Annotated in this window: 22 protein-coding genes, 3 pseudogenes and 1 riboswitch; of the genes and pseudogenes, 8 read left to right on the top strand and 17 right to left on the bottom strand. The window is 36.8% G+C overall.

What is annotated here, in order from left to right; genetic code table 11:
* Positions 1–242 precede the first annotated feature (242 nt).
* A pseudogene (locus tag BN1066_RS20830) lies at positions 243–371 on the top strand (IS110 family transposase); the annotation flags it as partial.
* Here the strand turns inward: BN1066_RS20830 and BN1066_RS12280 are convergent.
* From BN1066_RS12280 to BN1066_RS12260, 5 genes are all read right to left on the bottom strand, one after another.
* Positions 363–1,493, bottom strand: a complete 1,131-nt coding sequence (locus BN1066_RS12280) for a CaiB/BaiF CoA transferase family protein (protein WP_077319782.1) — start codon at positions 1,491–1,493, stop codon at positions 363–365. The pseudogene BN1066_RS20830 and the gene BN1066_RS12280 sit on opposite strands and share 9 nt — an antisense overlap.
* 278 nt (positions 1,494–1,771) lie before the next feature.
* Positions 1,772–2,923, bottom strand: a complete 1,152-nt coding sequence (locus tag BN1066_RS12275) for a thiolase family protein (protein ID WP_077319781.1) — start codon at positions 2,921–2,923, stop codon at positions 1,772–1,774.
* A 160-nt stretch (positions 2,924–3,083) separates the two neighbouring features.
* The gene (locus tag BN1066_RS12270; protein WP_077319780.1) at positions 3,084–4,229 is read right to left on the bottom strand and encodes an acyl-CoA dehydrogenase family protein; all 1,146 of its coding nucleotides are present in this window, start codon (positions 4,227–4,229) and stop codon (positions 3,084–3,086) included.
* A gap of 168 nt (positions 4,230–4,397) precedes the next feature.
* Positions 4,398–5,165 (bottom strand): 3-hydroxyacyl-CoA dehydrogenase, encoded by a 768-nt coding sequence (locus tag BN1066_RS12265; protein ID WP_077319779.1) that lies wholly within the window; start codon positions 5,163–5,165, stop codon positions 4,398–4,400.
* Positions 5,166–5,765, bottom strand: a complete 600-nt coding sequence (locus BN1066_RS12260) for a TetR/AcrR family transcriptional regulator (protein ID WP_077319778.1) — start codon at positions 5,763–5,765, stop codon at positions 5,166–5,168.
* Between the two features lie 520 nt (positions 5,766–6,285).
* Between BN1066_RS12260 and BN1066_RS12255 the strand changes: the two genes are divergently transcribed.
* Positions 6,286–7,467 carry an LL-diaminopimelate aminotransferase gene (locus tag BN1066_RS12255; RefSeq protein WP_077319777.1) on the top strand — a complete coding sequence of 394 codons (1,182 nt, stop codon included), beginning with the start codon at positions 6,286–6,288 and terminating at the stop codon, positions 7,465–7,467.
* 169 nt (positions 7,468–7,636) lie between these two features.
* Positions 7,637–8,215: a class D sortase gene (locus BN1066_RS12250; RefSeq protein ID WP_077319776.1), complete on the top strand. Its 579-nt coding sequence runs from the start codon at positions 7,637–7,639 to the stop codon at positions 8,213–8,215.
* A gap of 112 nt (positions 8,216–8,327) precedes the next feature.
* Here the strand turns inward: BN1066_RS12250 and BN1066_RS12245 are convergent, their stop codons facing one another.
* The 3 genes from BN1066_RS12245 to BN1066_RS12235 all read right to left on the bottom strand — a co-directional run bounded on the left by BN1066_RS12245 (position 8,328) and on the right by BN1066_RS12235 (position 11,663).
* A complete protein-coding gene (locus BN1066_RS12245; protein WP_077319775.1) occupies positions 8,328–8,729 on the bottom strand; it encodes a DUF4064 domain-containing protein in 402 nt (133 codons plus the stop codon).
* Between the two features lie 872 nt (positions 8,730–9,601).
* On the bottom strand, positions 9,602–10,972 hold the full coding sequence (locus tag BN1066_RS12240) for a sensor histidine kinase (protein ID WP_077319774.1): 1,371 nt from the start codon (positions 10,970–10,972) through the stop codon (positions 9,602–9,604).
* Complete coding sequence (locus BN1066_RS12235; protein ID WP_077319773.1) at positions 10,950–11,663, bottom strand: response regulator transcription factor; 714 nt, start codon at positions 11,661–11,663, stop codon at positions 10,950–10,952. Before BN1066_RS12235 ends, BN1066_RS12240 begins: the two co-directional genes overlap by 23 nt.
* A 609-nt stretch (positions 11,664–12,272) precedes the next feature.
* On the opposite strand from BN1066_RS12235, the gene BN1066_RS12230 reads away from it, so the two are divergent.
* Positions 12,273–12,509, top strand: a complete 237-nt coding sequence (locus tag BN1066_RS12230) for a hypothetical protein (RefSeq protein ID WP_077319772.1) — start codon at positions 12,273–12,275, stop codon at positions 12,507–12,509.
* 164 nt (positions 12,510–12,673) lie between these two features.
* Positions 12,674–12,811 (top strand): hypothetical protein, encoded by a 138-nt coding sequence (locus BN1066_RS20275; RefSeq protein WP_179104381.1) that lies wholly within the window; start codon positions 12,674–12,676, stop codon positions 12,809–12,811.
* 90 nt (positions 12,812–12,901) lie between these two features.
* Here BN1066_RS20275 and BN1066_RS12225 read toward each other — a convergent pair.
* From BN1066_RS12225 to BN1066_RS12215, 3 genes and pseudogenes are all read right to left on the bottom strand, one after another.
* Positions 12,902–13,289, bottom strand: a pseudogene (locus BN1066_RS12225) (phosphate-starvation-inducible protein PsiE).
* Positions 13,290–13,343: 54 nt separating this feature from the next.
* Entirely contained in the window at positions 13,344–13,736 is a 393-nt protein-coding gene (locus BN1066_RS12220) for a PTS sugar transporter subunit IIA (protein WP_179104380.1), read from the bottom strand.
* Positions 13,706–14,038: a PTS sugar transporter subunit IIB domain-containing protein gene (locus BN1066_RS12215; RefSeq protein ID WP_077319770.1), complete on the bottom strand. Its 333-nt coding sequence runs from the start codon at positions 14,036–14,038 to the stop codon at positions 13,706–13,708. The genes BN1066_RS12220 and BN1066_RS12215 overlap by 31 nt, the downstream gene beginning before the upstream one ends.
* Before the next feature lie 216 nt (positions 14,039–14,254).
* Between BN1066_RS12215 and BN1066_RS12210 the strand changes: the two genes are divergently transcribed.
* From BN1066_RS12210 to BN1066_RS12200, 3 genes are read left to right on the top strand one after another with little or no spacing between them, the layout of a single operon-like run.
* Positions 14,255–14,506, top strand: coding sequence for a FeoA family protein (locus BN1066_RS12210; protein WP_077319769.1), 252 nt, complete (start codon positions 14,255–14,257; stop codon positions 14,504–14,506).
* Between the two features lies 1 nt (position 14,507).
* Complete coding sequence (locus tag BN1066_RS12205) at positions 14,508–15,239, top strand: FeoB small GTPase domain-containing protein (RefSeq protein WP_077319768.1); 732 nt, start codon at positions 14,508–14,510, stop codon at positions 15,237–15,239.
* Positions 15,229–16,620 (top strand): nucleoside recognition domain-containing protein, encoded by a 1,392-nt coding sequence (locus tag BN1066_RS12200; protein ID WP_077319767.1) that lies wholly within the window; start codon positions 15,229–15,231, stop codon positions 16,618–16,620. The genes BN1066_RS12205 and BN1066_RS12200 overlap by 11 nt, the downstream gene beginning before the upstream one ends.
* A 451-nt stretch (positions 16,621–17,071) precedes the next feature.
* Here the strand turns inward: BN1066_RS12200 and BN1066_RS12195 are convergent, their stop codons facing one another.
* The 6 genes and pseudogenes from BN1066_RS12195 to BN1066_RS12165 form a co-directional block, all read right to left on the bottom strand.
* Entirely contained in the window at positions 17,072–17,857 is a 786-nt protein-coding gene (locus BN1066_RS12195) for an ABC transporter ATP-binding protein (protein WP_077319766.1), read from the bottom strand.
* Positions 17,858–18,503: 646 nt separating this feature from the next.
* A complete protein-coding gene (locus BN1066_RS12190; protein WP_342745608.1) occupies positions 18,504–19,523 on the bottom strand; it encodes a ThiF family adenylyltransferase in 1,020 nt (339 codons plus the stop codon).
* A complete protein-coding gene (locus tag BN1066_RS12185) occupies positions 19,520–20,284 on the bottom strand; it encodes a thiazole synthase (protein ID WP_077319765.1) in 765 nt (254 codons plus the stop codon). Before BN1066_RS12185 ends, BN1066_RS12190 begins: the two co-directional genes overlap by 4 nt.
* A 3-nt stretch (positions 20,285–20,287) precedes the next feature.
* Positions 20,288–20,491 (bottom strand): sulfur carrier protein ThiS, encoded by a 204-nt coding sequence (thiS, locus tag BN1066_RS12180; RefSeq protein WP_077319764.1) that lies wholly within the window; start codon positions 20,489–20,491, stop codon positions 20,288–20,290.
* Positions 20,492–20,541: 50 nt separating this feature from the next.
* Positions 20,542–21,656: pseudogene (gene thiO, locus BN1066_RS12175) on the bottom strand (glycine oxidase ThiO).
* A complete protein-coding gene (locus tag BN1066_RS12165) occupies positions 21,640–22,251 on the bottom strand; it encodes a thiamine phosphate synthase (RefSeq protein WP_077319761.1) in 612 nt (203 codons plus the stop codon). The pseudogene thiO and the gene BN1066_RS12165 overlap by 17 nt, the downstream one beginning before the upstream one ends.
* Before the next feature lie 136 nt (positions 22,252–22,387).
* A riboswitch (TPP riboswitch) is annotated at positions 22,388–22,499 on the bottom strand.
* Between the last annotated feature and the right edge of the window lie 510 nt (positions 22,500–23,009).

Below are 23,009 nucleotides of genomic sequence, written 5' to 3'. Positions count from 1 at the left end.
TCTTTTCGCTCCCGCGGGTCATAACTGCATTGTAAGACTGTTCCCCAGTGTGTGTTTCGACCTTCATACAAGCAGACGTACAACTTGATGTTCGAACCTAGATGTTAGTAGCTTTAGGGCGGCTTTCAATGCAAGGATAGTACTCATACACGAGGTTGCTGATCAGAGTTCACACTAGGGCGTCATGAGCGTCTCAGGTTTTGTTTCCAATGATTCTAAATGAAAGGAATGTCCCCCACCCCATGAAATTATTTGTTGGTTTGGATGTTAGTTTTTTTGATCTTTAGGTTTGCTTTTTAAACGGTGAAGGAGGCGAGTTGAATTCCTTCACAGTGGCCAATGATTTACCTGATGCCACACAGCTAAAAAGACTTTCGTTTTAAAACTTCTTCTGTATGCTCACCAATTTTTGGGGCTTTGTTTCGAAACGATCCAGGAGTTTTTGATAATTTAATCGGGATACCTATTTGCTTTATCGTTCCTAAAGAAGGGTGGTAGGTTTCTTTAATCATCTCGCGTTCTTTAACCTGCGGATCATCGATTAATTCTGCAAAAGTTTGTACTGGGGATATACACGACTCATCCTTTGGAAAAATTGCTAACCATTCATCCAATGTTTTTCGAGAGATAATTTCTTGAATTTCATATTTTAAACGATGCTGCTCACGCAATGGTGCTTGTTGAAGTGGGATAAAGTCATCTCTCCCAATGGTATTACAAAAAACCTTCCAAAATTTAGCCTCCAATGCACCAACAGCAATCCAGCGATAATCCTTCGTTTCATAAACCTCATAACAAGCAAGGCCGCCACTTAACATTTGTTCACCACGTTTTGGCAACTGATTAGTAGCCATGAAATGAGGTAATACGGTTTGCATCCAAGCGATTATCCCATCCATCATTGAAATATCTATAAATTGCCCGCTACCCGATTTTTCTCTCGCAATTAGAGCTAATAAAATACCTAATGCAGCTGGATATGCACCTCCCCCAATATCGGCAATTTGTACAGCAGGAATGACTGGCTTTCCCCCGCTCTCGCCCATTAAATGAAGTAAGCCGGCATAGCTGATATAATTAATATCATGACCAGCTTTCTTAGCATATGGACCTTGTTGCCCAAAACCAGTTATACTACAATAAATAATTCCTGGATTCATGGATTTCAACGTCTCATAATCTATTCCAAGTTTTTTCATTACCCCTGGGCGAAATGATTCGATAACAACATCAGCTTCTTCTACTAAACTAAAGAAACATTCTTTTCCTTCCGCTGATTTTAAATTTAAACAAATGCTTTTCTTATTGCGATTAAGGGAATGGAAAATGGCACTATTTTCATCCAACTTCGGCTCATAGTCCCTGGCATAATCACCAACTTTAGGATCTTCTATTTTAATGACTTCAGCACCAAAATCTGCAAGTAACATGGTACAATAAGGTCCCGGCAATAAGCGTGTCAAATCGAGTACACGAATTGATGTAAGCGGCAAAACACCACCTCCATATTAATTTTTAACTTGGCTGGTAACAGCCCTCTTTAGCGTATAAGCCAAAACCTAGTCAACTCTTAATTAAAACAGATGCCAATTTTTATACCGCATGTAAGGTGCCGTAAGTTTCCCACTTCAAGTCCTGAGTTCGTGCAAAGGGTCAAAGTGGGAGAAAACGGCACCTAAATGCCCGATTCGTTCAAGGGCCTTTAGGTCATACCCTTGTGGTACTAACATTCCGTGTAAAAAGCATTCCACGGAATGAAGTTTCACTTTATTTAAGTTAATCGTTCAATTATCGTTGCATTTGCCATCCCATGCCCCTCACACATGGTTTGTAATCCATAACGTCCTTCTGTCCGTTCCAACTCATACATCATAGTCGTCATGAGTCGAGCTCCGCTTGCACCAAGTGGATGCCCTAAAGCAATTGCCCCTCCATTTGGATTGAGCTTTTTGGGGTCTGCTCCTGTTTCTTTCAGCCAAACTAAAGGAACGGAAGCAAAGGCCTCATTCACTTCAAAAACATCCATATCTGAAAGGGATAGCCCTGCTTTCTTCAGTACTTTTTCTGTAGCCGGAATCGGTCCGGTTAACATGAATGTAGGATCAGAACCAATAACGGTACGAGCAATAATCCGAAATTTAGGTTTTACTCCTAATTCAACTGCATTTTCCTGAGACATGATTAACAGTGCTGCAGCCCCATCACTAATTTGACTGGAGTTTCCTGCCGTAATTGCCCCATCTTCTTTAAAAGCCGGCGTTAACTGTCCAAGCTTTTCTAAATTTGTGTTTTCCCTCGGTCCCTCATCTTGATTCATGACAGTTTCCGAACCATCTTCAAGTTTCACTTTTAATGGCATGATTTCATCATCAAAAGAACCTTGTTTACTAGCTGAAACTGCTTTTTCATGACTCTCTAATGAAAATTCATCCATCTGTTGTCGGCTTAGTCCCCACTTATTAGCAATTCGTTCAGCAGATAGACCTTGATTAATAATTTCATATTTAAGCGACAGATTCTCATTGATTTTAACCCCTTGCATATTAGATCCCATTGGCACTCGAGTCATATGCTCAACCCCTCCAGCTACGACTACATCCATATCTCCACTTATAATGGCCTGTGCCGCAAAATGTACGGCCTGTTGACTGGAACCACATTGTCTATCTATCGTTGTTCCCGGTACTTCAACTGGATAATCAGCAATTAATGCAGCTTGACGGGCAATATCAAAAGCTTGCTCTCCTACCTGTGACACACACCCATAGATAACATCTTCCACGAACTCTGGTGATATACCAGCTCGCTTTACTACTTCCATTAATGGTTTTGCTGCTAAATCTTCTGCGCGAATTTCACTTAACATGCCTTTACGCCTTCCAATTGGTGTTCTAATTGCTTCTACAATTACTGCTTCTCGCATAATTATCATCCTTTCTGATTTTTAACCCCTGTTGTAAACCCTTACAACAATTGCAATCTTTACTGTTTTGCAAGTAACTGATAGGGAGTGTTCAAACACATCTACTAAACATGAAGCTATGAATGAATATACATATTTATACTTGTCATTTTCATAATCATTATAATCCCATATTTTTGCTAATAATCACTTTCATAATTTCATTCGAACCTGCATAAATGGAGGATACAGCCGTATCTCGGTATCTTCTGGCAATCTCGTATTCTTCCATATACCCATAACCGCCATGGAGTTGCATACATTCAGCAGCAACTTTTTTCACAAGATCTGTGCTCCACCATTTTGCCATTGATACTTCTGTAACCAGATTTTTTCCTGCCATATGAGATTTAATTATTTGATCAACAAAGACCCTTCCCATTTGAAATGCAGTGTTCATTTCTGCCAACTTAAATTGCGTATTTTGAAATTGACTAATCCTTTTTCCAAAAGCTCTTCTTTGCTTCACATAATCCGTTGTCAAATCGATCATTAATTCAGTAGCTGCAATACTTTGAATACTTACGATTAACCGTTCCTGCTGCAAATTTTCCATTAAATAATAGAATCCTTTTCCTTCTTCCCCCAATAAATTTTCAGCGGGAACCCGTGCATCTTCAAAAATTAATTCACACGTACCATTCGCATGTTGACCAACCTTCTTCAATTTCTTTCCTCGCCGAAATCCTGGTGTATCCGCCTCTACAACTAGTAAACTAATCCCTTTATGCGCCGGCTTTATATGCGGATCAGTTTTGCATACAACTACAATCAAATCGGCTGTATAACCGTTCGTAATAAAGGTCTTTTCACCATTTAAAATATACGTATCTCCATCTTTTATTGCTGTTGTTTGAATTGCGGCCAAATCTGACCCCGCAGCCGGTTCTGTCATCGCTATTGCAGATATGATATCTCCTGTTATCGCACCAGGCAGCCATTTTTTCTTTTGATCTTCTGTACCATATGCATAAATATATGGCATTACAATATCATTATGTAACCCTATTCCTACCATTGCAGTGCCAACTCGTTCCAATTCTTCGTTAAGAACCACAGAATATCCAAAATCTGCTTCATATCCACCGTATTCCTCCAAAGCCCACGAACAAAGATATCCCCGCTTTCCCGCCTGCCGCCAAAATGATCTTGGTATTTGCTGATTTTGTTCCCATTCAGCAAAATGTGGAGCCGCTTCTTGTGCTAAAAATTTTCGTAAGGAGCTCCTGAAAATCAGATGCTCTTCCTGTAAAAAGTCTCTTTCCACAACGCATATCCCCCTAGATTATAGTAAAACTCTATTACGCATCTATATTTCCCACAACATGTTTTTAGCTGACATGTTTGACACTTAAATTGTTTTTTCATCAGCTATTCTTATCAGCTTGCTACTGATTGAAAATAATTACCATAGTTGCTACTGGTCGCTTATTTATTACTTTGGCTGCATACGAATGGCACCATCTAAGCGGATTGTCTCCCCGTTCAACATTGGGTTTTCAATAATACTTTTAACAAGCAATGCATACTCTTCTGGTTTGCCAAGCCTTGATGGAAATGGTGTCATTTCTCCCAATGCTTGTTTAGCTTTTTCTGGAAGGGTTGCAAATAACGGTGTTTCAAATAATCCCGGTGCAATCGTCATCACGCGAATTCCTAAGGAAGCGAGATCTCTCGCCACTGGCAATGTCATACCGGTAATTCCCCCTTTTGATGCGCTATACGCTGCCTGACCAATCTGTCCATCAAACGCAGCAACAGAAGCCGTATTAATAATTACTCCACGTTCACCATGTTCATTTGGCTCATTTTCAGCCATTTTTGCAGCAGTAAGACGTAAAACATTAAAAGTACCGATTAAATTGACTTCAATCACTTTAGAGAACGTAGTTAAATGATGTACGCCGCGTTTTCCAAACGTTTTCTCTGCAATGCCTATTCCTGCACAGTTCACAAGAACATCCACTCTGCCAAAACTCTCTATCGCTTCATCCAACGCCGTTTGGACACTTAATTCATCTGTAACATCTGCTTGAAAAAATGTCACTTTATCACCGAGTTCTTCTGTTAGAGTGACTGCTTTTTCTTTAGATACATCTAAAATTACCGCTTTTCCCCCAGCTGCAACCAGCTTTCTCACTGTTGCTTCACCTAGACCTGATGCACCCCCGGTCACTACAGATACACAATTTGTAATGTTCATTTAATCGCCTCCCGTTTTTATTAAAATCCGAAGTAAATACTCCGTAATATCCTCAGCAATTTCTGTTTTACTCTTTTTTCCACTGTCTGAATACCATTGTATTACCCAATTCATCGCTCCCAAAATGATATTTCTAACTACTTTTATGTCAACGGGGTAAAAAGTATTCGCTTCTATTCCTTCTGCGATCAGCTGGTCAAAACACTTCCCATAATCATCTCTCCGTTTTAAAATGACCTCGAGCTGTTCTTTAGAAAAAATCTGCTCCGGCTTTAACATTGATTCAAACCCCGACTTTTCAGTAAGGAGATATTCAATGTGGGTGGTCATTGCTTTTTTTAGCTTATCCATTATTGGCAAGTCCTGTTGTCGGATGGAGTTCATATTGTCCAAACTTTTTCCTAACAACATCATTTGACTTTGATATAATAGATCCTGCTTATCTTTAAAATAGTAATAAACGGTACCTTTTGTCATTAATAGCTTTGAAGCAATTTCCTCCATCGTAATGCCATAATACCCTTTCTCTGATAATACGCGTATAGCCATTCGAATAATTTCCTCTTTCTTTTCAGCTATTTTCCGGGCACGTAAAGACAAATCATTCACTTCCCCATTTTTATTTATCCCACATCTAACCGGCAGTAGATCCTCCACCTAGTGGAGGAAGAGGATCCAAGAAATCTAGTGGAGGGAACTTCCAGTAAATGTCCGATTGATTCATCTAACCATGAGTGTCTCATGGCAAGTTTCACTTTATCTTACCATTATTCTAATTATTCTTTATTTGACTGTCAAGTTAATTTTCTAAAAATTTAAAACTAAAGAGGAGACAGGAGTGTTAGTTTGTAGAGAGGCGTATAATATTAATCATGGGAGAAATTAATTAATGTAGACTGAATCTACGTATTCTAGTATAAAGTCTTTCAAAAGACTTTTTCCCTTAAGTCTATTGCCCTATTTGTTTTTTCTATCATTATGCATTAAAATAACTAAGTTAAAAGCTTGCAAATTTAAATTGCTTGTTAAAAATGTTCAAAAATTACCCACCATCTTTTATAAGAATGGTATAATCATACTAATCTCCATTTCTGGATAGTCAACTATGAGGTGATTCTATATGAGTATAAGGCTAGCTAATAAAATGGTTAATTTTCAAACTTCCATTTTCAATGAGCTATCTGCTTACAAAAAGAAAAAAATGCAGGAAGGGTTGGAAATGATTGATTTAAGTGTGGGAAGCCCAGACTTACCTCCTGCTCAGTTCGTAATAGACGAAATGACAAAAAATGTTCAAGATCCTGCACAATATGGCTATACATTAACCGGTATAGATGAATTACACGAAATGATTGCAACTTACTATACCGAACAATATGCAGCACCTGTTCATACAGAAACAGAAGCCTTAATGGTAATGGGTTCACAAGATGGACTTGTACATTTACCAATGGTTCTTACTAACCCGGGTGATATTATTCTTTTACCTGACCCTGGGTATACTGCCTATCAAACTGGAGTTTCTTTAGCTAATGCAACACCATATCCCATGCCGCTAAAGGCAGAAAATAATTTCTTGCCTGACTTAGAAGCCATCCCTGAAGAAATTAGAAAAAAAGCCAAGATGATGATATTGAATTTTCCAGGCAATCCTGTACCTGCTCTTGCTACAAAAGAGTTTTTTGAAAAGGTAGTTAAGTTTGCCCAAAAATACGACATTTCCGTCCTTCATGATTTTGCTTATTCTGAACTCTATTATGAAGAAAAACCAATTAGCTTCTTATCAATCGATGGAGCAAAAGAAGTTGGCGTAGAGTTTAATTCCTTTTCCAAAAGCTTCAACATGGCTGGTTGTAGAATTGGTTATATTGTAGGTAATGCTGAAATTATAGATGGATTGAAACGGTTAAAATCAAATATTGACTTTGGAGTCTTTCTACCTATTCAAAAAACCGCTATCTCCGCTTTAAAACATGGCGCAGATTTTTGTCAAACGTTAAGATCTGTCTATAAAAAGCGCAGAGATATTTTAATTCAAGGTTTTAGTGAATTAGGATGGAAAGTTGATCCCCCAAAGGCATCCATGTTTATTTGGGCAAAGGTACCGGAATCATTTACATCTACAGAATTTACGTATCGACTAATAGACGATGCTGGAGTTGTTGTAATACCAGGTAACGCTTTCGGAAAATCAGGAGAAGGCTATGTACGTATTGGTTTAGTTCAACCGGAGGAACTGCTTACAAAAGCCGTTAAAAAAATGGAGATGAGTCAATTATTCTTATCCGTAAACATGGTTTAATTACAACTTTTTAGAAGCTACATTTTTTTATGTCATCACTAGCCGAAAACATATAAATACGAGTTCAATAAACAGGATAGGGCTTTTTGAACATCCTTTTAAGATTATTTTTATTATATGGTGGAAAGTAAGAATAAAAATGATAAGTAAATAGGCTGAGGTGAATTGTATGCTTCGGGCATTTTCAATCGTGTTAATTATTTGTGGAATAGCGATTCTTGGCTATGGCGGATTTCAATTATATAACTTTAAAGCAATGGAAAGTGACCGGATGGATGAAGCAAAATCGTTTGTTTCGAACACGGTTGTTAAAGAGGTAGAAAATGTCAAGAAATTTAGTTATGACCAATTTAAAACAGGAGATACGATTGGAATTTTATATATTCCAAAACTTGATCGTGAAGTCCCAATCGTAGAAGGTGTAGATGAAGAAGAGTTGGCTCAGGGAGTTGGGCATTACACCGGTACAGGTTTTCCCGGAGAAAATAAACAAATCTTACTATCTGGTCATCGAGATACAGTTTTTAGAGAATTTGATAAGTTAGAAGACGGAGATGAGTTCCATGTAAAAATGGAACATGGTACTTTTGTATATACCATTCAGGATCATAAAATTGTATCTGCAGATGATACAACGGTCATTGATCCTGATCGAAAGGATGAAGTATTAACCGTATCTACATGCTATCCATTTTCCTATATCGGTGATGCACCAGATCGCTATGTTATCTATGCCTATCCTAGATAACAGTAACCCTCATTTCCCCAGAAGTTAGAGTAAGATACTTCTGGGGTGTTTTCAATCTTCTGGCAGCTACATTTAAGTAAGGATAATCTACTCTATTCTCTCGATTTTTAGCTTATTCCATAGCGCTATCTTCTGGTTTTCGTACAAAGCACATAATCCCAGCAATTAAATAAAATACAGATTGAAAGAAAAATCCTGAAAACAACAACCAACTACTAATTATCGCAGCTGCTATGAAAAAACCTCCGGCAACTTTCGGATTCTTTTTTATATTTACTACTGCAATTAACCCTAAAATAAAGCTAATAACACACCCAAGAATAGGAATCCACAATAAATTAATAAATACGGGGAAAAAATCAGAAAACGCCCCATATTCCGTTGGGTCAATAGCGTCTTTTAGAAAATCTACCCCACTATGAAGTATAAGTAGAAAAACTCCACTCATAATGGCCACTAATGCATCCATTGAAAAACCAACAATTCCTAATATATATTCAATTTTTCGATTCATTCACTTTAACTCCCTACTTTAATGTTTTTATTTGTTATATACAAATACGTACAGAAAATAAAATGGCACACACTTCATTTTACAAAGCGAAGTTGTCATCAATGGGAAGGTTAGCTCCCTATTTGGATTACTTAATTGATACAATTCATGCTTATACTGGAAATTATCCTTGTATCTACTCCTCTTGATAAAACATAAAACACTTATCCTAAAAGACTTACTTCTTAGAAAGACTTGGCTTGTCGCCAAGTCTTTAGCGAAAGCTGTAGTTTTTCTTATACGATAAAGTGAAACTTCATTTCTTGAATGCTTTTCCCAAGAAATGCTAGATGAACCAATCGGGCATTTAGGTGCCGTTTTCTCCGACTTAGCCCCTTTGCACGAACTCAGGACTTGAAGTGGGAAACTTACGGCACCTTACATGCGGGATAAAGTGAAACTTCATTTCTTGAATGCTTTTCCCAAGAAATGCCAGATGAACCAATCGGGCATTTAGGTGCCGTTTTATCCCACTTTGACCCTCTGCACAAACTCAGGACTTGAAGTGGGAGTCTTACGGCACCTTACATGCGGGATAAAGTGAAACTTCATTTCTTGAATGCTTTTCCCAAGAAATTCCAGATGAACCAATCGGGCATTTAGGTGCCGTTTTATCCCACTTTGACCCTCTGCACAAACTCAGGACTTGAAGTGGGAGTCTTACGGCACCTTACATGCGGGATAAACCCTAAAATTTTATACTTTCCTATAGTACAGGAAAATAAGTTGCTATGAATTGCTACAAACTACTCAAAATTTCCTTTGTCTAGTATAACTATTTTATACCAATATTTGTTCTTGCAAAATTGCTGTTCATGCATCAGCTAGCTAATTTAATTTATTCCTCTTTTTAAAAAACAAACTGTAACCGTTGTACCATGGCCAACCTCACTTTCAAAATGAATGGTTCCCTGATGTGCGTCTACCAGCGCCTTTACAATCGACAATCCAATTCCAATTCCACCTGTTTTCGTTGCTCTCGATTTATCACCACGATAGAATCTTTCAAATAAAAAAGGCAGATCTCCTTCTTTTATTCCAATTCCTTCATCTTTCATAACAAAGCAGACATAATCATGTCGATCTTCTACAAAAATAGATACCTTTTTACCGGCGGGCGTATATTGCAATGCATTATTAACAAGATTTGTTAATATTTGGATAACCCGATCATAATCCCCTTTAAAATAACTCGCTTCTTGAGGAGGAATTACTTCTAAAATCACGTTTTTCTCCTGAAATAGTGGACTAAATTGATTCGCTAATAAGCTAATTAGTTTTCCAGCTTCCAATGTTACAAAGTTTAATTTTTTTTGTGGATTTTCCACTGCAATCAGCTTTTCCAATTCATTAACTAAGCGAACTAAGCGCATTAATTCATGATGACTTTTTTCAAGACGTTCCGGAGTAGGCTCCCAAATCCCATCCTGATAAGCTTCTAGTTGACTGCGTAATGTTGCTAACGGCGTTCTTAATTCATGCGCAAAATCAGCTGTAAATTGTTTTCTTAATTTTTCTTCCTTGGCAAGTGATGTAGCTAACTCATTAAAGGACTCTCCAAGCTGTTGCATTTCAATAGTTAAATCCTTTACAGGGACATTTACCCGTTTATGTCGTTTTAACTCCTGAATAGCTTTAGTTAAACGTATAAAGCCAGCAGTTAATCGTCTGGAAAATAAAAAGCTAAATAAAATGGACAAGAACAAAATAACAAGAACAGCAATAAGAATATTTTGTTTGATTGATTTCAAAAATGTAAAATCCTCACCAACTAATTCTACGGGGTATATGACTTCCAGTTCACCAATTGCTTCACCTCCTAATTTTATCGTATGTGAGCTTGAATCGAAATCGGTGGCTTCTGATTGGGAATAACCATGCATTCGGTGCATCATCCGTTGCATCATTGTTGTATCTGCAATGACATTTCCATTTTTATCAACGATTTTATAATATAGGTTTTCTGTCATTGCTTGATTATGCAACATACTACTTCCTTGGTCACTTAATAATCTTCCTGTTTGTTGATAGGTCTTAGTAATTTCTTCTTCTATTAAAGATATCTTTTCTTCTCTACTTTCCTCTAGATAGCTAGAAAATTGATTTTCAACACCAAAAAATATGGAAAAACTTGTTAAAAACACCCCGCTCAGGGAAACAATTAATAAATAGATAAAGATCTTAGTACGAAGTGTTAGCCTCATCCGGCTTTCCTCCAAACTTATATCCCATTCCAAATACAGTCAAAATAAACACAGGTTGTCGAGAATCTGTTTCGATCTTTTTTCGCAAATTTTTAATATGTGTATCAATACTTCGCTCATAACCTTCAAAATAGTTATCATCTTCTTGAATCTTAACTAATAAATCACCTCGGCTGTACACTCTACCCGGATAACTTGCCATGGTTACTAATATTTTATATTCATTCGGAGTTAGTGAAATGAGTTGATCATTAAAACGAACTTCTTTTTTAAAATGATCAATAACTAATTGTTGATTATTAAAGCTGAGTTTACGATTACTTATTGATTTTCTCACTCGTCGTAACAATCCTTTAGTACGGACAACTACTTCTCTTGGACTAAATGGTTTGGTTACATAATCATCTGCTCCGATGACGATCCCATTTATAATATCATCCTCTGCAGATTTAGCTGTAAGCATAATGATCGGAACATCGTTATCTTTTCTTGTTAATCTGCAAACCTCTTCCCCCGAAATATCCGGCAACATTAAATCAAGAATAATAATATCGGGGTTTTCTTCCTTTATTTGTTTTAAAGCTTCTAATCCATTTGTTGCAAATATAATATTCCAGCCCTCTTTTTCAAAATAAGCTGCTAACACTTCACGAATAACTTCTTCGTCGTCAACAATTAGTATTTTTGTCACCGTTACCCTCTCCCCTTCAATGAATTACTATACATTCTAAAAGCAGAAAACGTTTAAAATGTTTACGTACCTTTTTATAAAAGTGAAATTCATTCAGTGGTGTTTTTCCTTCATCCAAAGCTTTCCTTGTTATTGAAAAAGAAGAACACTTTTTCTGCGTGCGATGCGTCGCTGCCGTAGCAACTCTGTCATTGAAAAAGAAGTGCGCTTTTTCTGCGTGCGATGTCTAATCAAGAAGCTTTCCTTGTCCTGTTGTCCCGAATTAAATCAAGGCATTTAGTTGCCTTTAGCCCTATGAAGCAGGGGTCTTACGGCACTTTAGATGCGGAATAAAAATTTTATACGCATAACCAGTTGTACATCAGAAGATATTAAAAATAAAGCAAAGCGGTTTTATTTGGACGGCTTTTAATAGCCTTAAATGGATAAAACATTACTTACTAAACATATTTTTAGATGCGTGTTTTTTTATATATTCTTAACTATTATTCATGATACCATGCGATGAAGTGGAAAAATACATCTTCACAACTTCTACATAAGTTCTTCATAGGTTCCTCAAAACAATTCGGTATGATAAAAATGATCAAAAGAAAGGAGTTGGAGAAAATGAAAAAAATGATAATCGGTATCCTAGCAGGTGCAGTAATCATTGGAGGTGCAGCAACTTACACGTTTGCCGATACAAATGAGAATAATCAATTCTTAAATGAGATGAGACCTTATATGGAAAAAATGCATCCAAACTTCTCTAACGAAGATTATGAAGCAATGTTTAATTTCTGTCATGGAAACGGTCAATTTGACAGAGGTCCCCAAAAGGAGTTTGATAGACCTAACGAATAAAGTGAAACTTCATTTCTTGGAATGCCTTTCCCAAGAAATGTTAGTTGAACGAATCGGGCATTTAGGTGCCGTTTCTTCCACTTCACCCTGTTATATCAACTCAAAAGTTTGAAGTGGGAGTCTTACGGCATCTTACATGCGGGATAAAAAAGGGGTGAGCACGCATGATGGGCGGATATGGGCTTCATTTCGCAGGGTTTGGACTCCTCGGATGGATTATTAACCTACTTGTTATTGGTATCGTTGTGTACTATTCCACAAGGTTGGCTTTAAAACACCACGATAAAGATAAGAATAAATAAAAAGGATTGGCTTTTTGTACCAATCCTTTTTTCTATGTTAGTCAATACCTATTTCAAAAGCAAAGAAAAAATCATATCATCCATTATGTTTTAATCATTTTTGTGAAAGAACCATTTGCTTTGAGGACGTTCGCAAAGTGTCAAGTTCATAATAAAGTAGCCAATAATTAAAATAAGTATCACAAAAGAGTAAAGCATCGTATGAACCGCGTTATCATGCTCGACAATAATAAACGAATCATTGCCGTTATTCCAATATACAAAAAATAACGGAGCGGGAAATGGTAGTTCTCTTTAAAATACTTTACAATCATTGCTACAAATTCAAAATAAAAAAAGAAAATTAAAATATTTGCTAAAAACAGTTGATGATCTGCCGTTTCTTTTGCCAACAAAATACGAGCAAATACCACTAATTCTTTGAGGAGAAGAAATGAAGAATGATGGCAAGAAAAATAAGCGATACGTTTAAAACCATCTGTAATAAATAAGGAAACCGGTCAAGAAAAACAATATACACACCTCATTTTGTTCACTTAACAACATGGTTTCGACAGCTTATAAAATTAATACCACATTTGGATAATTGCTTAACAAAATCATGATACGTACTAGCTTTAATTAAATGTTGCACAAGGCAGTTATTATCAATGATTTCGCTTATTAAATCATACATTGGTTGTAATTCTTCTTCGGTATTTTTCTTTATACTAATTAAGCAAATAAACTGAACTTGTTTATCTGCCCATAAAATTGGTTTTTTCAACGTACAAACTGTTAAAAATGTTTTCCGTGATTTTGGTACAATTGGATGGGGGATGGCTACTAGATTTCCAAAAGCTGTAGGAGCAATCTTTTCTCGTTCATAAATAGCCGGTAAAAATGTGTAATCAATCAAATTTCTTTCATGTAAAATGTTGCACAAATACTCCAACACTTGCTTTTTGGTAAAAATGTTAAATCCTCAGTGAAAAATATATTTTTATTTAGTTGATCATGATAAACATATCGTCTAATAGCACGTATATCCTGATTACCTAATATTGCATTTACTTCAATAACAGGTACAGGTAACACATCTTTAATCGGAATAGAACTCACAATAAAATCAATACCACTTAAATCATATTGTTTTAATTTATAGTATTCGGTAGTACCTACAACAGATAGATGTTCTCCAAATGGCCATCTTGTATAAGGAAATAAACAGCTTAAAGCTACTCTCATAAGTTCATTGATTTCGATATCTCGTAAAAAACTGCCATTAATTTTAGTTGTTTTTTAGTTGTGCTAGGCAAACTTTTTAAGTTATAATCATAATATATTTAGAAAGGAAACAATTGAACGTTTTACCCAACCTTTCATATGTTACATAAAATATAATTCTATATATATGTTTCCTTAGACCAACTGTTTGCCTATAGACCAAAGGAGATGTCAGAAATGATTGAAGATAAGCCAATTTATCAATTTCAAATTGGAGACAAACTAGAAATAACTTCTATACAAGTAAAAGATATTATGCGAAGGAGGCTGCTTGATTTAGGGTTCGTACAAGGTGCAGTTATTGAAGTGGTGCAAAAAAGCCCCTTAGGAGATCCTATCGCATTTAAAGTATTCAATACGACGATTGCCTTAAGAAAAGAAGAAAGCTCATTAATTTATGGAAAAAAAGTACTGAAAGAGGTGATATAAAATGAGTCATACAATTGCTTTAGCGGGAAATCCTAATACAGGGAAAAGTACACTTTTTAATCTACTGACAGGCTTAAGGCAACATACCGGAAACTGGCCTGGTAAAACCGTTATGCTTGCAGAAGGCGAATTAAAAACAGATAAGCATATATATAAAGTAATTGATTTGCCTGGAACTTATTCACTCTATTCAAACTCAGCCGATGAAGAGGTTGCCAGAGACTACATTATTTTTGAACAGCCGGATGTTACAGTAGTCGTTGTCGATGCTACATCATTAGCAAGAAATTTGAATTTAGCATTGCAAGTATTAGAAATGACAGATCAAGCAATCCTATGTGTGAACCTTATTGATGAAGCAAGGAATAAAGGGATAACAATAGATAAAGAGGAGTTATCGAGACAGCTTGGTATCCCCGTTGTATTGATCTCCGCACGAGAAAAAATGGGTATTATTCAACTGTTGAAAACCATTGATCAGATGATTGAAGGAAAAATTCATACAAATCCATATAAAATTAAATATAATTCTATGGTTGAAAAACAAATTAACGAATTAGAACCGCAGATTAAGCAAATTGTTGGAGATGCTTTACCCTCAAGGTGGGTAGCATTACGTTTGTTAGATGGCGATACTAAATTACTGGAAGCTTTAAAAGCATATATTAGTAATCCAGAGTTTACAAGTTTAAAACATGAGCCAATGAAGGGAGGGTGCTGTCATGGCGCATAATGCAGAACATCAACTTGATCAGCTTTTTAAACAATATGGTGACAATACTTCCCATGAAATGAGAGATCATATCGTTTCTAGAATCTATCAAACTTCACAAACTCTTACGAATAAATCGGTTCATTATACGAAGAAAAAAGTATCTTGGCTCGATGAAAACTTGGATAAAATCCTAACATCACGCATATACGGTTTCCCAATTATGCTTATGTTACTCGGAGTTGTCATTTATTTAACGATTGTAGGAGCAAACTATCCAGGAATTGTCATCACCAAAATCTTTTCCGTTGTTGAAGGTTGGCTTACTGCTTTTTTTCAATTGGTACACGCTCCTGACTGGCTATACGGAGTTTTAGTTGAAGGATTTTATCGAGGAACATCATGGGTTGTGAGTGTCATGTTACCTCCGATGGCAATTTTCTTCCCTATGTTCGCATTACTTGAGAACTTTGGTTACTTGCCACGAGTTGCTTTTAATTTGGACCGAGTATTTAAAAAATCAGGGGCTCATGGAAAACAATCCCTAACCATGGCGATGGGATTTGGCTGTAATGCAGCTGCGGTTATGTCATCGAGAATCATAGAGTCGCCAAGAGAACGTATGATAGCTATTTTAACAAACAACTTTGTACCTTGTAATGGTCGTTGGCCATTATTAATTTTACTTGCTGGGTTATTTATGGCTGCCGGATTTTCAGGCGGGATGAGTACCTTCGTGTCAGCAGCTGTTGTTGTTGGGATTGTATTGTTCGGTATTGTAATGACTGTTTTTGTTTCTTGGTCATTGTCTAAAACGTTATTACGAGGTGTGCCATCTCATTATACACTGGAATTACCACCTTATAGAAAACCGAAAATATGGAACACGATTGTTCGGGCTACATTAGATAAATCATGGTTTGTTTTAAAAAGAGCTGTTATTGTTGCTGCACCAGCCTCGATCATCACATGGATTTTGGCAAATATCTTTGTTGGTGATCAAAGTGTACTCGAGCATTTTGCCGGCTTTTTAGATCCATTCGCTCATGCTATCGGATTAGACGGTTTTATTTTAACCGCCTTTATTTTAGGATTTCCAGCAAATGAAATTGTCCTACCAATTCTGTTAATGGGATACCTCGCCACTGGATCTATGATTGAAGTAGATAACTTAAGTGATTTAAAACAAATCTTTCTCGATCATGGCTGGACGTGGTTAACCGCACTAAACATGATGCTGTTTTCGCTTTTACATTATCCTTGTGGAACAACGATGCTAAATATTTGGAAAGAAACAAAAAGCGCCAAATGGACATTTGTTTCCTTTGCTCTACCGACAGCTATCGCTATTATAGTAACTTTTACAATTGCTCAGGTCGTAAGAGGTTTTGGCTGGGTATAAAAGAGGTAGGGCGTAAGTTGAAAATTATTTGCCATTAGTTATAACATTAGAAAAACTTGGCTTGTCGCCAAGTCTTTATGGCGAACGCTATCGTTTTTCTTATACGATAAAGTGAAACTTCATTCCGTGGAATGCTTTTTACACGGAATGTTAGTACCTTAAAGGTATGACCTAAAGGCCCTTGAACCAATCGGGCATTTAGGTGCCGTTTTCTCCGACTTAGCACCTTTGCACGAACTCAGGACTTGAAGTGGGAAACTTACGGCACCTTACATGCGGGATAAACCCTAAAATTTTAACTTTCCTATAGTATAAAAATAGCCGCATAAAATCAGATTTTTAAATTAGATTTTTAAATTGCATTTTATGCGGTTTATTCATTTTAGAAGAGTTTTTTCTCAGCCTCTTTTTGTTCGGGAAAGAAAAAGGTTGATTATTTCACTCACTTTATTTATAGTCTCTTTAAAGAAATCCATGTTCGCTCGTTCTTTTTAGTAACTTCAACAGGTATATGATAGAACTCAGATAAACTCGCACTAGAAGTAATCTCATTGGTAAGCCCTTCTTGAAAGATTGTCCCATCTCGAAGCAGAAGTACATGCGAAAACACTGATAGAACTTCCTCCATATGATGCGTTACAAATATAATTGTTGGTGCATCATGCTGTTTAGCTAATTCATTAATGGAGCTTAGGAGTTCTTCACGTGCTAGAAAATCGAGCCCGTTCGTCGGTTCATCTAAAATTAATAAATCTGGTTTTGCCATCAGCCCGCGTGCAATTAAAATTCTCTGTTTTTCCCCTTGTGAAACGGTTTGGTAAGGTCGGTTTTGCAAATATTCGATACCTAGTTTTTTCATTAATTGGTAAGCAAACTCAACATCTGTTTTCTCCAGCTGCTCATATAAACCAATAGAAGCATGTTTACCGCTAAGAATGATAGCTTCGACCGTATTCGTTCCTTTTATTTTCTCTTGTAATGATGAGCTTACCCAACCTATTCTCTTTCTCAAATTCCGTAAATCCGTTTTTCCAAACATATTTCCTAAGACAGTGATTTTGCCAGTAGTCGGCCAAATATAACCATTTATCATATTCAATAACGTTGTTTTGCCAGAACCATTCAATCCGAGTATTGCCCAATGCTCTCCTTTATTTACTTTCCAATTTATATTATTTAACAAAACCTCCCCGTCTCTTTTCCATGAAACATTTTTCATTTCAATTACAGTTGCCAATCGTCCTCCCCCATTCTTCTGTCATAGACTTTATCTTGTATTATACTAAAATTCATTAGAAAAACTTGGCTTGTCGCTAAGTCTTTATGGCGAAAGCTGTAGTTTTTCTTATACGACAAAGCCTAAAATTTTATACTTTTATATAGTATTAGTAAAACTTGGCTTGTTGCCAAGTCTTTAGAGAAAGCTATTTTTCTTATACGATAAAGCCTAAAGGTTTTATACTTTCCTTTAGTATTAATTAAAGAGCTTTTCCCTCATTCCCCATTGTTAAGAAGTAGAAAACGAAGGTTAAACTCGTATTGTCCCTAAAAAGAAAAGGCAATTTTTCGTCGTGCGGTGTATCGTTATCGTAGTCTTTCCTTGTCCTGTCGACCCTCTTCAGCGTTAGGTGCCGTTATCCCCCAATAGAGTTTATAACGTATTCTTCCAAAACTCTTGAAGTAAGGATTGTGGTAACTTAAATACGGGACAAATAATGAATTTAAGTTATCTACCAAATTTCACCATTTGAGTATATATTTAAATATTTGCCATGTTTAAGAAGTAGTTCAATCAGTGTCAAATTTAAAGATCTTTATTTTTACAATATTTCTTAAATGTAAAAAGCCCTAAAGCACATGTCATTGCTTTAGGACTTTTCCATTTACGCTCCAATATACCGTTGATACAATTTCCTAGCTTTCTGGACATCGTTTACCCCATGAATCAACGTGCGACCGTCTTTAAAAACGACAAAACGTGTATTTTCAATCGTAAACATAAGCAACTCTCCATTATCTCTAATGGAATCTACAAGCGGCTTTAATTGCTTCGTTAATGCAAAAATAGACATACTTTTCACTTGATTTGGTCGTACCTGCACAGTATCTCTTCCACATAAGATAGCCGTTTGCATTCCTTGTTGCTTAGTTAAATAAGGGTAGGTAGCTTGTTTGGAACAAGACGGACAATTAGGATCCATTAACTTACTCACATTAATTGAGGCATATGTCCGCTCCCACACATCAAAATGAAGCATTTCTTGTGACATTTCATGACCTGTTAAATATTTCAAGCATTCCGCTGTTTGATAGCTCGCTGTAATTTGAACGGCTGGTGCTATAATTCCCACTGTATCACAGGTTCTCCCTTCTTGTGGAAGTTTATCAACAAGGCAATTTAGGCAAGGCGTTTTTCTAGGTACAATTGGTAAAACAATACCATTGCTTGTTAAACACCCGCCGTATACCCAAGAAATGTTTGATTTTGCACAAGCATCATTGATGATAAACCTTGTATTGAAATTATCTGTCCCGTCAATTACAAAATCTACCTGTTCTAGTAATCTCTCTGCTTTTTCTGGTTCAAATTCATCAGCAATTCCTTTAATCGAAATCGTTGAATTAATTGCTTTTAATCTTAATTCTGCTGCTTTTGCTTTAGTCCGAGAAAGTCTGGCATCTTCTTCGGTATAAAGCTGTTGTCTGCTCAAATTACTCCATTCAATATAATCCCGATCAATGATCGTAATTTTTCCAATCCCAGCCCTTGCTAGCATCTCACCATTTGCACTTCCTAATGCCCCGGCACCTACAATTAGAACATGCTTTTTTGCCAGCTGATCTTGGCCTTCCATCCCAATTGGTGCAAACAATTGTTGACGAGAATATCGTTCTGAAATCATTCCATCATCGCCGCTTCTGGACTGCTTTTTGTTGCATACTCCTTTTTTGCTATGCGACCTGCTTCATATCCAAGTCGACCTGACTCCACCGCTAACTTCATTGCTTCAGCCATTTTCGCAGGATTCTTGGCACCAGAGACTGCTGTATTTAATAGGATACCGTCTGCCCCAAGTTCCATAGCGTAGGCGGCATCACTTGGAGCACCAATACCTGCATCGACAATAACAGGGATCTCTGCCTGCTCGATAATAAATTGTAAGTAAAGTGGGTTTACAACTCCTTGACCAGAGCCTATTGGTGAAGCTGCCGGCATTACCGCGTGAACCCCTGCTTCTTCTAGACGTTTTGCCAGCACGACATCATCTGACGTATATGTCAGCACAGTAAATCCTTCATCTACAAGCTGTTTCGATGCTTTTAACGTTTCAAACGGATCTGGCAACAACGTCCTCTCACAGCCAATAATTTCTACCTTAATCATGTCACATAGTCCGGATGCTTTTGCTAAATGTGCAATCCGAACTGCTTCCTCGGCTGTTTTTGCTCCAGCGGTATTTGGCAACAAGGTATACTTTTTTAAATCCAGTTCTTCTAACAAATTCGGCTCATTTGGATCAAAAATGTTCATTCTTCTTACTGCAAAAGTTAGTATTTCTGTATCTGAAACTGCAACAGCTTCTTTTTGTACTTGGAAGTTTGGATATTTTCCAGTACCTAGCAATAACCTGGATTGAAACGTCTTATCCCCTATTTTTAACATAACTTAACCTCCTCCAACAAAATGAACGATTTCAATCGTATCCCCATCTTTAAGTTCTGTCTGTCGATACGCTTCTTTTGAAACAATCTCTTTGTTTCGTTCAACGACTGCTATTTTTTCTTGCAATTGATAGCTGGAAAGCAAATCGATAATGGTCATCTTTTCTTTAGGAAAATGAATTGTTTGACCATTTACACGGATATTCATGAAAAGCTCCTCTCTTTATTAGTACACTCTCTATAATCAGTGCCTTATTTTTATAGTACTTCTTGATAAACAACTCTTTCTGGTGATATTAAACCTAAAACTGGAGTGGAAACTTGCTTATCAATCATTAACTCCTTTACCAATTTGCCTGTTGCCGGAGCTAGTAAAACACCATTTCGGTAATGTCCCGTTGCATAAAATAACCCGGAATAATTAGGATGCTCTCCGATAATTGGCAGACCGTCTTTTGTTCCGGGTCGAATTCCTGACCAAACAGATTGAAGCGCTTCGGGCTGTAATTGAGGAAATACCGAAAATAAACATTGCATCAGCTCATATATTCCGCCTACAGAAGCATCGCTAGTTTGATCATTCGGAACAGAAGTTGCTCCAATAATATAACGACCATCCAGTTTTGGTACAAGATAAAAATCATGAAAGAATAACGTCTCTTTTATCTCCTGTTTTTTCGGTTTGATTGAAAAACATTCTCCTTTCATTGGTATCATTGGATTTGGTAGATCAAAAGTTGTAAACCAACGTTCACTATCTGCACCTGTTGCAATAACTACTTGGTCAGCCGTAAACGATCCTTTATTTGTTGTTAGGACGAATGTTGCTTTCGCTTTTTGAATCGTTACTACATGACAGTTTTCTATAACCCCACCCCCTAATTGAAGGGCTGCTTGTTTAAACGCTTCACACACTCGTGTAGATTCTACATGCCCATCCTCTTTTATATACAATGCTCCTACCACTTTAGACGGTAACGACAGAAACTTCTCTTTTAATTCTGCTCTTTCAAGCCATTCTAATTCAGAAAAGGCTAGTTGTTTTTCCAAGAGCTTTTGAGCTTCACTTTCTTCAAAGCTACTTCTAGCATACCAAAAGAGGTAAGTTGTATATCGATGGAAGTAAGCTTATACAATTCCTGCCTTAAACTTTTATATAAATCTCTGCTTTCCTTACAAAAGCGATAAAACTCCCCAGAACGTTTATTTTCTGTGTGAACACCAAGCATACCTGCAGCGGCCCGAGTTGCTTGGTGACCACTTTCTCCTTTCTCCATAACCGTTGCAGATACGCCATTTTTATTTAAATAATAGGAAATACTATGTCCAATTACCCCTCCGCCAACAATAAGTACTTCATGATGATTGTTCACTTTTACTAACCACCTCTCTTAGTATCTTCACAGCTTCTAGTGGATTTTCTTGAGAAAAAACAGCTGACATAACAGCTATTCCATCAGTATTCACTTGTGCTAGTTCTTCAATTTTTGTTACATTAATGCCGCCAATTGCTATAACCGGAAGATAAACAGAGGAAATAATTTTTTCTAATTGCTTTATTCCTCTAGGCTCCATTCCTTTTTTACTAGCAGTAGCATAAACATGCCCATACATGACATAATCTGCACCATTTTGCCCTGCCTCCACAGCTTTTGGTAAAGTATGAACAGAAACACCTATCGTTAATGATGGAAATAGTTGTTTAATTTTATTTACAGGCAAGCTGTTTTCCGGTAAATGGAGCCTGTTTACACCTGTTATGGCACAAATTACAGCATGTTCATGGATACAGAGACGGTCCTTAGGCACTCCGGCAGCTAATAAACGATTCACAAACGCTAAGTACGCTCGCGGCGATTTCTGCTTTTCTCTTAAAATAATAAAATTAACATAAGGAGCGATAGCTTGCACCGTTTTTATTAACTCCGCTTCTGCCATTTTTCCATCAGTAACTGCAATTAGTTTCATACTACACCTCAGTGTTTTTCTTATACGATAAAGCCTAAAGTTTTATACTTTCCTGTAGTAAAATAAAAATGCCGCTTTCTCCGGTTTAGGAAAAAGCGACATACATAGTCATAGATTCAAAGACTAATTTAAAGATACTAGTCAACTGTCACTTTCCTCCGCTGGTACTTCATCCAGATCAGGTTCAAAGAGTCCCAACGTCATACGTTGATCTCAGCCATTATCCAATGGCACCCCTAGTGAAAATATATTATTATTAAATATTTTAGAATATTACTTACCCATACTTTACATGATTATAAGTGATATGTAAAGTCATTGCTATTATCGTAATTTTTCACTAAAAAGTCTGGCTATGAGAATTGCAATTTATTAGCCGACTTTACTTATACAGTGAAGCTAGAACGCTCATAATATAAACATTTCCCATAGAAGGTTATTTATAAAAGTCGGTAAGAAGCGCGAACGAAATTCTTCGTACATTAGAATGTATAAAATTTTAGCGTGAAGTTCATTCAACGTATTTAAAAATTTTTAAGTTCAAGTATAAGTGCAGCTCCCACGTGGGAATGGGTCTTGAGGAAGCTATATGAGTGCTCATATAACTAAATTAATAAAAGCTCTTCTACTAAAAGCGCCCACGTTCTGTAGGAAATGAAGCAGTCAATACACAAGCCCGCTATCCAAAACTGCGCCGTCTCGAACTTCAACTAAATAGAAGATGCTCGTGTCGACTTTGCAACATAGATGCTTGAGAC

The organism is Virgibacillus proomii (assembly GCF_900162615.1).
Lineage (GTDB): Bacteria > Bacillota > Bacilli > Bacillales > Amphibacillaceae > Virgibacillus > Virgibacillus proomii.
Note: the sequence above shows the minus strand (reverse complement) of the source record. Positions and strands in the feature narration are given on the sequence as shown.

Excerpts from the sequence above, each read along its gene's own strand:
- BN1066_RS12275 (WP_077319781.1), bottom strand. The coding sequence starts at position 2,923 with ATGCGAGAAGCAGTAATTGTAGAAGCAATTAGAACACCAATTGGAAGG.
- BN1066_RS12265 (WP_077319779.1), bottom strand. The coding sequence starts at position 5,165 with ATGAACATTACAAATTGTGTATCTGTAGTGACCGGGGGTGCATCAGGT.
- BN1066_RS12255 (WP_077319777.1), top strand. The coding sequence starts at position 6,286 with ATGAGTATAAGGCTAGCTAATAAAATGGTTAATTTTCAAACTTCCATT.
- BN1066_RS12250 (WP_077319776.1), top strand. The coding sequence starts at position 7,637 with ATGCTTCGGGCATTTTCAATCGTGTTAATTATTTGTGGAATAGCGATT.
- BN1066_RS12245 (WP_077319775.1), bottom strand. The coding sequence starts at position 8,729 with ATGAATCGAAAAATTGAATATATATTAGGAATTGTTGGTTTTTCAATG.
- BN1066_RS12240 (WP_077319774.1), bottom strand. The coding sequence starts at position 10,972 with ATGAGGCTAACACTTCGTACTAAGATCTTTATCTATTTATTAATTGTT.
- BN1066_RS12230 (WP_077319772.1), top strand. The coding sequence starts at position 12,273 with ATGAAAAAAATGATAATCGGTATCCTAGCAGGTGCAGTAATCATTGGA.
- BN1066_RS20275 (WP_179104381.1), top strand. The coding sequence starts at position 12,674 with ATGATGGGCGGATATGGGCTTCATTTCGCAGGGTTTGGACTCCTCGGA.
- BN1066_RS12215 (WP_077319770.1), bottom strand. The coding sequence starts at position 14,038 with ATGAGAGTAGCTTTAAGCTGTTTATTTCCTTATACAAGATGGCCATTT.
- BN1066_RS12210 (WP_077319769.1), top strand. The coding sequence starts at position 14,255 with ATGATTGAAGATAAGCCAATTTATCAATTTCAAATTGGAGACAAACTA.
- BN1066_RS12205 (WP_077319768.1), top strand. The coding sequence starts at position 14,508 with ATGAGTCATACAATTGCTTTAGCGGGAAATCCTAATACAGGGAAAAGT.
- BN1066_RS12200 (WP_077319767.1), top strand. The coding sequence starts at position 15,229 with ATGGCGCATAATGCAGAACATCAACTTGATCAGCTTTTTAAACAATAT.
- BN1066_RS12190 (WP_342745608.1), bottom strand. The coding sequence starts at position 19,523 with ATGATTTCAGAACGATATTCTCGTCAACAATTGTTTGCACCAATTGGG.
- BN1066_RS12185 (WP_077319765.1), bottom strand. The coding sequence starts at position 20,284 with ATGTTAAAAATAGGGGATAAGACGTTTCAATCCAGGTTATTGCTAGGT.
- thiS (WP_077319764.1), bottom strand. The coding sequence starts at position 20,491 with ATGAATATCCGTGTAAATGGTCAAACAATTCATTTTCCTAAAGAAAAG.
- BN1066_RS12165 (WP_077319761.1), bottom strand. The coding sequence starts at position 22,251 with ATGAAACTAATTGCAGTTACTGATGGAAAAATGGCAGAAGCGGAGTTA.